Origin of the sequence: Enterococcus sp. B2E4, from assembly GCF_030499455.1 — a bacterium.
Lineage (GTDB): Bacteria > Bacillota > Bacilli > Lactobacillales > Enterococcaceae > Enterococcus_D > Enterococcus_D casseliflavus.
This window is the reverse complement of sequence record NZ_JAUKPK010000052.1, coordinates 1-696: the sequence shown is the minus strand read 5'-3', so window position 1 is coordinate 696 and position 696 is coordinate 1. Positions and strand designations below refer to the sequence as shown.

Here is a 696-nt window from a genome sequence, read left to right as displayed (position 1 = left end):
TACCCTTGTGTTTTCGACTGGATATGTTAAGGTAACAAACAGTAAGTGACACGTTACAGACTGCAAAATGTACCAACTGAAAAAAGAAAGTATCTGAGGTAGAGTAACGAACGGTTAGCTTTTACCATTCGAGGAAAGGTGTTAGTCAAATACAAATATCTTTGCAAAGAAATAAGTTGGGTTTGGAACGAGGAGCAACTGCACCGCAAGTGGAACAACTTATTTTATCCTTCTTAGGTTTTTCTTTTTGGTGTTTTACCTAAAAGAAAAACCTAGCTTTTTTTGCTAGGCTTTTTTTTTTACATTTCTTTAATTTTCAAATTTTTTATTTCCCACTCAAACCATTCGCTAAAATCTTGTTTAAAGCCGTTAATAGAATATTGCTCTTGTTCTTCTGCTTCTTTATCGTTTTGAGGGTCTAAGTAGGTCGGTTTATCTTTTGGTCTTGCGTATACACCTATCCATGTTTTAAAATCGCCCTCAAAACTGCTATCTATGATAAAGCCTTGCTCTTTTAGCTCTTCTCTTACTTGAGCTTTTAGATATTGCTGTTCTTGTGTTCCATAAAACCCATTTTCTGTAAAATCTTCTAATTGTAATTTTTTTGTTTTTTCCATTTTCTTTTCCTCTTTTCTTTTTTTGATTTTTAGTTTTTTGACAACCATTTTTGTTAGGCGTTTGAGGAAGTGAAGCTGT

At 33.3% G+C, this 696-nt stretch carries 1 protein-coding gene; it reads right to left on the bottom strand.

The window, feature by feature from the left end:
- Window positions 1-299 precede the first annotated feature (299 nt).
- Window positions 300-617 (bottom strand): hypothetical protein, encoded by a 318-nt coding sequence (locus Q1X33_RS16575; protein ID WP_002326830.1) that lies wholly within the window; start codon window positions 615-617, stop codon window positions 300-302.
- Window positions 618-696: the final 79 nt, after the last annotated feature.

Bases quoted from the DNA above. Each gene is read 5' to 3' on its own strand.
- Q1X33_RS16575 (WP_002326830.1), bottom strand. From the start codon at position 617: ATGGAAAAAACAAAAAAATTACAATTAGAAGATTTTACAGAAAATGGG.